5 protein-coding genes and 2 rRNA genes (1 of these 7 only partly in view) are annotated in these 7517 nt (G+C 59.8%); 1 reads left to right on the forward strand and 6 read right to left on the reverse strand.

Annotation, left to right across the window (positions count from 1 at the left end; genetic code table 11):
• Positions 1-12 precede the first annotated feature (12 nt).
• The 4 genes from IPM80_15530 to IPM80_15545 form a co-directional block, all read right to left on the reverse strand.
• On the reverse strand, positions 13-510 hold the full coding sequence (locus IPM80_15530) for a cupin domain-containing protein (GenBank protein ID MBK8959787.1): 498 nt from the start codon (positions 508-510) through the stop codon (positions 13-15).
• A gap of 49 nt (positions 511-559) precedes the next feature.
• Positions 560-1810: an acyl-CoA dehydrogenase family protein gene (locus IPM80_15535; protein MBK8959788.1), complete on the reverse strand. Its 1251-nt coding sequence runs from the start codon at positions 1808-1810 to the stop codon at positions 560-562.
• A gap of 91 nt (positions 1811-1901) precedes the next feature.
• Positions 1902-2582: an NUDIX hydrolase gene (locus IPM80_15540; GenBank protein MBK8959789.1), complete on the reverse strand. Its 681-nt coding sequence runs from the start codon at positions 2580-2582 to the stop codon at positions 1902-1904.
• A gap of 66 nt (positions 2583-2648) precedes the next feature.
• Complete coding sequence (locus IPM80_15545) at positions 2649-3728, reverse strand: radical SAM protein (GenBank protein ID MBK8959790.1); 1080 nt, start codon at positions 3726-3728, stop codon at positions 2649-2651.
• Between the two features lie 215 nt (positions 3729-3943).
• Between IPM80_15545 and IPM80_15550 the strand changes: the two genes are divergently transcribed.
• Positions 3944-4954 carry an NAD(P)-dependent alcohol dehydrogenase gene (locus IPM80_15550; GenBank protein MBK8959791.1) on the forward strand — a complete coding sequence of 337 codons (1011 nt, stop codon included), beginning with the start codon at positions 3944-3946 and terminating at the stop codon, positions 4952-4954.
• A 179-nt stretch (positions 4955-5133) separates the two neighbouring features.
• Here the strand turns inward: IPM80_15550 and rrf are convergent.
• Positions 5134-5248, reverse strand: a 5S ribosomal RNA gene (gene rrf / locus IPM80_15555).
• 138 nt (positions 5249-5386) lie between these two features.
• Positions 5387-7517: ribosomal RNA gene (locus IPM80_15560) — 23S ribosomal RNA — on the reverse strand; it runs 759 nt beyond the window's last position.

Below are 7517 nucleotides of genomic sequence, written 5' to 3' on the forward strand. Positions count from 1 at the left end.
CGCGCGGCTGGCTCAGGCGCGGTGGATGGGGTCCACCCACAATACCTGTTCGGGCTTTTCGACCGCGTCGATTTCGAGATTGACCACCACCGCTTCGTTGTCGCTGCGTACCAGCACGCATTCCAGGGTCTCGTCGGTGGACGCATTGATTTCCTGGTGCGGCACGTAGGGCGGCACGAAAATGAAGTCGCCGGGCCCCGCTTCGGCGGTGAACTCGAGATGCTCGCCCCAACGCATGCGCGCACGCCCCTTCAACACATAGATCACGCTTTCGAGCGCACCGTGATGATGCGCGCCGGTCTTGGCATTGGCGTGGATGTGCACGGTGCCGGCCCAGATCTTCTGTGCGCCGACGCGCGCGAGGTTGATGGCCGCCGCGCGATTCATGCCAGGCGTCTGCGCGGTATTGGTATCGAGCTGGTCGCCGGGGATGACTTTCACACCATGCAGTTTCCAATCGACGGGACCGTGATCGTGTTCATGGCTGTGGTCGTGATGATCGTGGGACATGGATGTTCTCCGGCGAATGAGTGGCTATCGGTATCGTTGGCGCAAAGGCTCAGCCGCGCGCTTCGGCGCTGGCCATGGGGTCGTAATCGGGCTGCTTGAACTTGCCATGTAGTTGGCGACGGCGCACGCCCATGTTGCCGCCGTCGTAGAGCGGGAAGCACAGCGCGTCCTGCATGAGGCCGGCAAGCGGCGTGAGATCGGTGTAACTGTCGACGCCGACCAGGCGCATGGCGTCGTACACCACCTGCACGCACAGTTCCGACGTATGGACCTTGGTCATGATCGCCAGCTCGTCGCTGCGCCGCTCGGTGATGTCGAGCTGGTGACAGGCTTTCCAGGTCAGGTAGCGCGCCGCTTCGAGTCGCATCTTGAGATCGGCCAGCATGTAGCCGACGTTCTGGTACTCGATGACCGGCGCGCTGCCGGAACGCTTGTCGTGCCTGGCGAATTCGTAGGCGACATCGAAGGCGGCGCGCATGACGCCGGTGCAGGCGGCGCCGATCAAGGCTGCCGTCCACGAGAAAGCGTATTCGCAGATCCTGGCCCCGTCGCCCGGCTGGCCCAGCAGGTTGCCGACCGGCACCCGCACCTCGTTGAAGTGGATGCGCGGCGAGACCGCGGCACGGTGCCCGACGGTATCGAGGTAATCGACCACCTCGATACCGGGCGCATCGCCGGGCACGACGATCACCGACAAGGATTCCTGCGGCGGCTTGGTCGGATCGGTGCGACACACCAGTGAATAGAGGTGCGCGCCGCGCCCGTCCCAGCCGCTGCCATTGGTGGTGTAGTGTTTCTTGCCGGTGATGACCCATTCGTCGCCATCGCGACGCGCGATGGTCTGCACGCCAGCCTGCGGATCAGGATCGTTGTAATTGGCGCCGCCGGTCACTTCGGTGAAGGCGAACGCCGCCAGGCGATCGGCCGGCGCCGCAAGGATCTCGCCCAGCCAGTGACGCTTTTGTTCTTCGCTGCCAAAACCGATGATGGGCTGCAGACCCAGCCCGGTGGCGAGCACCGTGGTCGGCACATTGATGTCGACCGCGGCCAATTCCTCGGCCGCGAGCGCGAAGTCGAGGGTCGACAATCCCGTGCCACCGTAGGCCTGCGGCACCAGCGCATGCACGAAGCCGTTGTTGGCCATCGCGGCGTAGAAGGGTCGCGTAGCGAAGAAGCGATCTTCCGGTCGGGCGATGGGCGCGATGGTGGGCCGCACCTGCGTGAGGATGTCACGCGCGAACGTGCGCGCTGTTTGTTGCAGGGCTTGCTGGGCGGGGCTCAGGGAAAAATCAATCGCCATGCTGGAGGTCGCTCTCGGTTGAGCGCGATGCCGATACCGCGCGTGGTTAAGCCGCGATGCCGAAGTCCGATGGGCGACGGCGTGGGCCGCCTCAGAATTCGCGAATGTAGCGCCAATCACCCGGTTTCATGACCAGGCGGTGACGCGGCCCGGGCGCATCGAAATCCAGTGATTCATAGCCGGCATCCTCGCCGTAGAGCGTGCAACGTCCATGGTCTATCGGTACCAGGCGCGGCACGAAGTGTTGCACCGGTGCGCGGCGCAAATGGGAAACCAAGGCCTCGATATTGCTCAATACGCTGAAACCGAGCAGCGTGACGTAGGTCGGCGCCGGCAGCTCCAATTCTCCTGCCGCCTGCAGTTGGAGCGCGGCGGCCGGCGTCAGCCAGCGGTAATCAATGATTTCCGAATTATCGATGCGTACTTCGTCGACGCCGACCACGGGCGCGGCAAAGAACCAGGTGGCGAAACGCTTAGGCAAATCGACCGGCGTCGTCCAATGGGCAAACGGCAACATGACGTCTGCCGTGACGGCCAGCCCCGTTTCCTCGAGCGTTTCGCGCACCGCCGCGCGTTTGGCCACTTCCAGCTCCGCGCCATTGGCGTAATCACCGTCTTCGGCATCGACGCGCCCGCCCGGAAATACCCAGGCGCCGCCGTGAAAGGCGATCTTTTCGTTGCGACGAAGCATCAGGACTTCGATGGTATCGGCGCCGTCGCGAACGACGACCACCGAGGCTGACGGCTTGGCGGGTGCAGGCGTGGTGTTCATGGCCGGAGTATATCGCAGGCCAGGGGCCTCGCCAGCCACGTCGGCCGGCGCGCCGTCGGTCGGCCGTCAGATGAAGTTGCGCGTGTAGAGCTCTCCGAGTCGCACGAAATAGCGGTTGAACTTGGTGATGCGGCATACCTCGCAGCCGCGTTGCGCACACGGATCGAGCAGGCGGCGACTGACGTCCTTACGCAGGGCGCCGCGCCAGATATCGGTGAAGCGCTGCGTGTTGATGTTGCCGAACACCACCGGGTCGTGGCGACGTTTTTCGCACATCGCGACGTTGCCGTCGGCCTGAATCACGCAGGACAAGGCGTGGGCGATGCAGGGCAGGCCTTCGTTGTCCTTCTGAATGCGGTCGTCGAGATTCATCAGCACCTTGATGCGTCGCTGTGACGCGCGGGTGGTCTCCCACAGCGATTTCAGCTCGTAGAGCATGGCGAGGTCGGGGCTGAGATCCGGCATTTCCTCGACTGGCCGCAGGTAGATGTAGTCGACGCCGGCGGCGTCCATTTCTTCGATGAACTCGAGCAGGCGGCCGGTATTGCGTCGGGTCATGACGTATCCGACGCCCAACAGGAATCGTTTGTCAGGTAAGGCGCCGAGGGTAGCGATGTTGGCGCGCACCTTGTCATAACGCTGCACGCCCTTTTCCGCGACATATTCCTCTGCGGAAGACGCGTCCATCGAGATGCGAATCCATTTGAACTGGTTGGCGAACGACGCCAGCGGGCGAATACCGTTGGTGATAAGACCGATGTCCAGCTTGTGACGCGCTGCGAGCGCCACCACTTCCGCGAAGTGCTTGTACACGGTGGGCTCGCCGCCGCCCTCGATGGTCACGCCAACCTGGTGTTGCGCGAATTCATCGAACAACGACTCGATGGTGGCGAGGGGCAGTGACGCGAGATTGCGGCGCAGTTCGAGGTCAGTGCACCAACCGCAGCGCAGGTTGCAGACGTCGGTCAGATGCAACTCAACGCTCAAGGGAAACAGGGGATCGTAGTCACGCGTTCCATCACGCACCTCGAACATGGACGCAACTTTCTGCGGTTTGTTGAGCAGCTTGATGGGGTCGTATTCGAGCAGCGTGAAGGGGTTGCGCGCGGCTTCGGATGTCGGTGTGGCGGACGCGGGGTGCTTCATGGGCAAATTCGGGCCTGGCGCCCGCCTGGACAAAGGGCGGCATCGCCCGATGCGCTACGTTCGCACGAAGGACAGCAAGTGGATTTGAGCCACCGCAAGTGACGTCGAATCGGGTGTCGCTGGCAAAGACGGAGCACGCTCGCTCATGGACGCCCCTTCCGCGATACCGCGCCGGCGGACTATATTCACCGGCCACAATTAAACGGAGCTCCTCGATGAACGCCTGGCAAATCACCTCTGATGGGGGCATCGACGCCCTTCGCGCCGTTACGCTTCCGGTCGGTGAACCGGCCCATGGGGAGATTCTCGTGCGTGTACGCGCGGTTTCCCTGAACTACCGCGACCTTCTGCATGTGCTCGGATACGTCGACCAGGACCGTTGGCCCTTGGTGCCGTGTTCCGATGGCGCAGGCGACGTGGTTGCGGTCGGTCCGGGCGTATCGCGCTTCAAGGTGGGAGACAAGGTCGCCGGAACCTTCTTCCAGCGCTGGAACTCGGGCAACGTGAATCCCGCCGTCATGGAATCCGCGCTGGGCGGGCGCCAACCTGGCATGCTCGCGGAACATGTGGTCTTAAGAGAAGAAGGAGCGGTCACCATACCCAACGGCTGGACTTACGCCCAAGCGTCCACGCTCCCTTGCGCGGCACTCACGGCGTGGCACGCCCTGGTGAGTAAGGGCCGCGTAAGCGCCGGTGAAACGGTACTTATCCTCGGCACCGGCGGTGTATCGCTGTTCGCATTGCAAATCGCCAAGATGCACGGCGCACGCGTCATCTTGACGTCCAGCAGTGATGAAAAGCTTGCCCGGGCACGCGACATGGGGGCAGACGAGACCATCAACTACCGCCAGTTTGGCAATTGGGAACAGCGCGTGCTGGACTTGACTGGCGGTCTTGGCGTTGATCACGTCGTGGAAGTCGGCGGTGCGGGCACATTTGAAAAATCCTGTGCCAGCGCCCGCTTCGGCGGCAATGTCTGGTTGATTGGCGTCTTGACCGGATTTGAGTCCACCATCAATCCGCTTAGCGTATTGTTCAAGAGCCTGTGCGTGCAGGGCATCTACGTGGGCAGCCGCGACATGTTCGAAGCCATGAACGCAGCGTTCAGCATCAACGGCTTGCAACCGGTGATCGATAAGGAATTTTCATTCGCCGACGCTCAAGCAGCATTCCGCTGCATGCAGGAGGCGGGGCATTTCGGCAAGATTGTGATCAACATCGACTGAGGCATCTCCAACGTCCGAGTCGTGGATGTTGAATCCGCAGCATGGCTCGGAGTGTTCGCGTAGGGAAGGCCGCGCTAGGATCGCGGCCACGCCCGCGCAGCAACCTCAAGGTTTACGTACCAGCTTCTAGCTTCAGCAGACCAAAAAACCCGGCGCGAGGCCGGGTTCTTAGGTTTAATGCTTGGCGATGACCTACTTTCGCATGGTGAATTCCACACTATCATCGGCGCTGAGCAGTTTCACTTCTGAGTTCGGGATGGGGTCAGGTGGTTCCTACTCGCTATTGTCGCCAAGCAATTCTGTATTCAGCCACACAGCTACGTTGAGCTAACGACGGCAGCACCCAGTGCTCACCCATCGCGTGACTGACAAAATCGGGAAAGTCGAAAGAGGTTGGTACACACGCACCATGACCAAACGCTTGAGCGTTATATGGTCAAGCCGCACGGGCAATTAGTACTGGTTAGCTTCACACATTACTGCGCTTCCACACCCAGCCTATCAACGTTGTAGTCTTCAACGGCCCTTTAGAGACCTCGAGGGTCTAGGGAGATCTAATCTTAGGGGAGGCTTCCCGCTTAGATGCTTTCAGCGGTTATCCCGTCCGTACTTAGCTACCCGGCGGTGCCACTGGCGTGACAACCGGAACACCAGAGGTACGTCCACTCCGGTCCTCTCGTACTAGGAGCAGCTCCCTTCAAATCTCCAACGCCCACGGCAGATAGGGACCGAACTGTCTCACGACGTTCTAAACCCAGCTCGCGTACCACTTTAAATGGCGAACAGCCATACCCTTGGGACCGGCTACAGCCCCAGGATGTGATGAGCCGACATCGAGGTGCCAAACTCCCCCGTCGATGTGAACTCTTGGGAGGAATCAGCCTGTTATCCCCGGAGTACCTTTTATCCGTTGAGCGATGGCCCTTCCATACAGAACCACCGGATCACTAAGACCGGCTTTCGCCCCTGCTCGACATGTCTGTCTCGCAGTCAAGCACCCTTATGCCTTTGCACTCATTGCGCGATTTCCGACCGCGCTGAGGGTACCTTTGTGCTCCTCCGTTACTCTTTGGGAGGAGACCGCCCCAGTCAAACTACCCACCATACACTGTCCCCGACCCGGATAACGGGCCTAGGTTAGAACCTCAAATGTGCCAGGGTGGTATTTCAAGGTTGGCTCCACGCAATCTAGCGATCACGCTTCAAAGCCTCCCACCTATCCTACACAAACAAATTCAAAGTCCAGTGCAAAGCTATAGTAAAGGTTCACGGGGTCTTTCCGTCTTGCCGCGGGTACACTGCATCTTAACAGCAAATTCAATTTCGCTGAGTCTCTGGTGGAGACAGCGTGGCCGTCGTTACGCCATTCGTGCAGGTCGGAACTTACCCGACAAGGAATTTCGCTACCTTAGGACCGTTATAGTTACGGCCGCCGTTTACCGGGGCTTCGATCAAGAGCTTCGCCTTGCGGCTAACCCCATCAATTAACCTTCCGGCACCGGGCAGGCGTCACACCCTATACGTCCACTTTCGTGTTTGCAGAGTGCTGTGTTTTTAGTAAACAGTCGCGGCCACCTGGTCACTGCGACCCTCTTCTGCTCCGAGCGCAGGCTCTTCACATACAAAGGGCACACCTTCTCCCGAAGTTACGGTGCTATTTTGCCTAGTTCCTTCACCAGAGTTCTCTCAAGCGCCTTGGGATACTCTCCCTGCCCACCTGTGTTGGTTTCGGGTACGGTTTCAATTCATCTGAAGCTTAGAGGCTTTTCCTGGAAGCAGGGTATCAACCACTTCGGTCCACATGGGACCTCGTCATCACACCTCAGGATTGCCCCCCCGGATTTTCCTAAGGGAGCTCCCTACATGCTTAAACCGGGACATCCAACACCCGGCCGGTTTAACCTTCTCCGTCCCCCCATCGCAATGAATCAAAGTGCAGGAATATTAACCTGCTTCCCATCGACTACGCATTTCTGCCTCGCCTTAGGGGCCGACTCACCCCACGCCGATTAGCGTTGCGTGGGAAACCTTGGGCTTTCGGCGTGCGGGTTTTTCACCCGCATTATCGCTACTCATGTCAGCATTCGCACTTCTGATACCTCCAGCAAGCTTTACAACTCACCTTCGCAGGCTTACAGAACGCTCCTCTACCACGCAGATTGCTCTGCATCCGCAGCTTCGGTACACAGCTTAGCCCCGTTACATCTTCCGCGCAGGCCGACTCGACCAGTGAGCTATTACGCTTTCTTTAAAGGATGGCTGCTTCTAAGCCAACCTCCTGGCTGTCTTAGCCTTCCCACATCGTTCACCACTGAGCTGTGATTTTGGGACCTTAGCTGGCGGTCTGGGCTGTTTCCCTTTCCACGACGAACCTTATCACCCGCCGTGTGTCTCCCGTGATTGCACTTCTTGGTATTCGGAGTTTGCAATGGTTTGGTAAGTCCCTGGGGACCCCCTAGCCATAACAGTGCTCTACCCCCAAGAGTGATACACGAGGCGCTACCTAAATAGCTTTCGAGGAGAACCAGCTATCTCCGAGCTTGATTAGCCTTTCACTCCTATC

Source organism: Pseudomonadota bacterium, from assembly GCA_016719885.1.
GTDB lineage: Bacteria > Pseudomonadota > Gammaproteobacteria.

What these genes read in the sequence shown, in the direction of transcription:
- IPM80_15530 (MBK8959787.1), bottom strand. Translation starts at nt 510, where the DNA reads ATGTCCCACGATCATCACGACCACAGCCATGAACACGATCACGGTCCC.
- IPM80_15535 (MBK8959788.1), bottom strand. Translation starts at nt 1,810, where the DNA reads ATGGCGATTGATTTTTCCCTGAGCCCCGCCCAGCAAGCCCTGCAACAA.
- IPM80_15540 (MBK8959789.1), bottom strand. Translation starts at nt 2,582, where the DNA reads ATGAACACCACGCCTGCACCCGCCAAGCCGTCAGCCTCGGTGGTCGTC.
- IPM80_15545 (MBK8959790.1), bottom strand. Translation starts at nt 3,728, where the DNA reads ATGAAGCACCCCGCGTCCGCCACACCGACATCCGAAGCCGCGCGCAAC.
- IPM80_15550 (MBK8959791.1), top strand. Translation starts at nt 3,944, where the DNA reads ATGAACGCCTGGCAAATCACCTCTGATGGGGGCATCGACGCCCTTCGC.